The organism is Castellaniella sp. (assembly GCF_041675725.1).
Classification (GTDB): domain Bacteria; phylum Pseudomonadota; class Gammaproteobacteria; order Burkholderiales; family Burkholderiaceae_B; genus Castellaniella.
On sequence record NZ_JBAYTI010000126.1, the window covers coordinates 1 to 2,639 of the forward strand.

The 2,639-nt window shown below is 67.3% G+C and carries 1 protein-coding gene; it reads right to left on the bottom strand.

Features of this window, described 5'->3' with window-relative positions; translation table 11 throughout:
- Positions 1-2,537 (bottom strand): ribonuclease E/G (locus tag WCZ84_RS14020; RefSeq protein WP_372686892.1); only part of this gene is annotated, 2,537 nt, incomplete at its 3' end.
- Positions 2,538-2,639: the final 102 nt, after the last annotated feature.

Sequence of the window (2,639 nt, forward strand, 5' to 3'; positions counted from 1 at the left end):
TCGGCGCCGGCGTCATCGGCCTCTTGGGTGGGCGTGCCGTTGTCCGTGGTGGCTTCGTCGGAGGTGCGCCGGCTGCGGCGGCCCCGGCGACGGCGGCGCTTGCTGCGGTCGGTGTCGGACGCTGCGGTCTCGGTATCGGTGTCCGGATCGGTATCCAGCGCGGGCCCGGCGACCGCCACGTCGTCATCGGCCTGCGGGGCCGGCCCGGGGTCGGTCGCCTGTGCGATGGCCGGCTGGGGCGTGGCTGCCGTTATGGCCGGTGCGGCCATGGAATCGGCTGCCGCCGCAGGGGCTACCGTGGCCGCCGCCGCGTGGCGGGGGGTGTCGGCGCTGTCGGGGGCTTCGGCGGCTGCGAGGGTGTCGTTCGCTGTGTCCTGGGCCTGCACCTGCACGGTTGCGTTTTCGTCCTGGCGGCTGCTGCGGCCCCGGCCCCGGCGACCCCGCGAACGACGTACGGGCTCATCGGTGGCTTCGGGCGCTGTTTCTGTGGCGAAGTCAGTGACCTGGTGAGTGTTGTTGGTCGCGACAGGCTGTGTCGTGGCGCTTTCTGGTTGACTGCGCCGGCCTTGGCCGCGCCGGCTGGCCGATGGCCTGCCGGAACCATTGGACCCGTCGCGGGATTCGACCGGCGTGCCGGCGTCTGCGCGGGCTTCTGTGCGGCCATCGCGTCGCTCGCCGCGCCGGCCACCGCGCGAGCCCGAGCTGCGCCTGCGCGAGTTGCCCGCGGTTTCGCGCACAGGGGCGTCGCCAGCCGGCGCCGACGGCTCGGCTGCCGCGGGCGTGGGGGTGGCGGGCGTCGACGAGAACCAGCCCAGGATGCGCTGGAACAGGCTGCCGCCAGGCGTGGTGGCCGTGGCCGCAACCACGGCGACCGGCTGGCTGGCCGGCGCCTGGCGGGCCGGGCGTTCGCGTTCGACGTGCGGTGGCGCCGGCTGCGCGGGCTGTATGCTCTTGACCAGGGCTTCCTGGCGTACGCCTGCATCCTGGGCCCGGTGTGGCTGCCAGATGGTGCTTTCTTCGGGCTCCTGCACGCGCTCGAAGCTGGTCTTGGACTCGTCCAGGCGCGGGTCGTCGTGGCGCAGCCGTTCGATGTGGTGGTGCGGGGTCTCGAGCGTTTTATTGGGGATGAGGACCAGATTGACCTTGAGGCGGTTTTCGATCTGGCTGATGTCGCGCCGCTTTTCGTTGAGCAGGAAGGTGGCCACGTCGACCGGCACCTGCGCGTACAGCGCGGCCGTGCCTTCTTTCATGGCTTCTTCCTGGAGCAGGCGCAGGACGTGCAGGGCGCTGGACTCGGCGTCGCGGATCACCCCGGTGCCCGTGCAGCGCGGGCAGGTGACGTGGGATCCTTCATTGAGCGCCGGGCGCAGACGCTGGCGCGAGAGCTCCATGAGCCCGAAGCGCGAGATCTTGCCCATTTGCACCCGTGCGCGGTCGAAATGCAGGGCGTCGCGCAGGCGCTGTTCAACGGCGCGCTGGTTCTTGCTGTCCTCCATGTCGATGAAGTCGATCACGATCAGGCCGCCGAGGTCGCGCAGGCGCAGCTGGCGGGCGACTTCTTCGGCTGCCTCGAGATTGGTGCGCAACGCGGTTTCTTCGATGTCGGCACCGCGTGTGGAGCGCGCCGAGTTGACGTCGATGGCCACCAGCGCTTCGGTGTGGTCGATGACCACCGCGCCGCCCGAGGGCAGCTGCACCGTACGGGAATAGGCGGTTTCGATCTGGTGCTCGATCTGGAACCGGGAAAACAGCGGGATGTCGTCGCGGTAGCGTTTCACGCGGCTGACGTTGTCGGGCATGACCACGCTCATGAACGACGAGGCCTGGTCGTGGATGTCGTCGGTGTCGATCAGGATTTCACCGATGTCGGGCGAGAAGTAGTCGCGGATGGCGCGGATGACCAGGCTGGATTCGAGGTAGATCAGAATGGGTGCCTGGTTCTCGCGCGCCGCGGCGTCGATCGCGTTCCAGAGTTGCAGCAGGTAGTTCAGGTCCCATTGCAGCTCTTCGACGCTGCGACCGATGCCGGCCGTACGGGCGATCATGCTCATGCCCGACGGGATATCGAGCTGGTCCATCGTTTCGCGCAATTCTTGGCGTTCTTCGCCCTCGATGCGGCGCGACACGCCCCCCCCTCGCGGGTTGTTGGGCATCAGCACGAGATAGCGGCCCGCCAGCGAGATGAAGGTGGTGAGGGCCGCCCCCTTGTTGCCACGCTCTTCTTTTTCGACCTGGATGATCAGTTCCTGGCCTTCTGCCAGCGCATCCTGGATGCGGGCATTGCGGACATCGATGCCATCTTTGAAGTAGCTGCGCGCGACCTCTTTGAAGGGCAGGAAGCCGTGGCGCTCTTCGCCATAGTTGACGAAACAGGCCTCGAGGCCCGGTTCGATGCGTGTAATCACCCCTTTGTAGATATTGCCTTTGCGCTGTTCGCGCCCGGCCGTTTCGATGTCCAGGTCGATCAGTTTCTGGCCATCGACAATAGCGACGCGTAGTTCTTCTTGGTGCGTCGCATTGAACAACATGCGTTTCATGAGCGGTATTCTCCGTGGTCAGGGTACGTCGGGTTCGACGCACGGCCACGGGTCACGGGGTGTGAGACACGGCAGTCTGCAACAGACAGGCGGACAGGATCA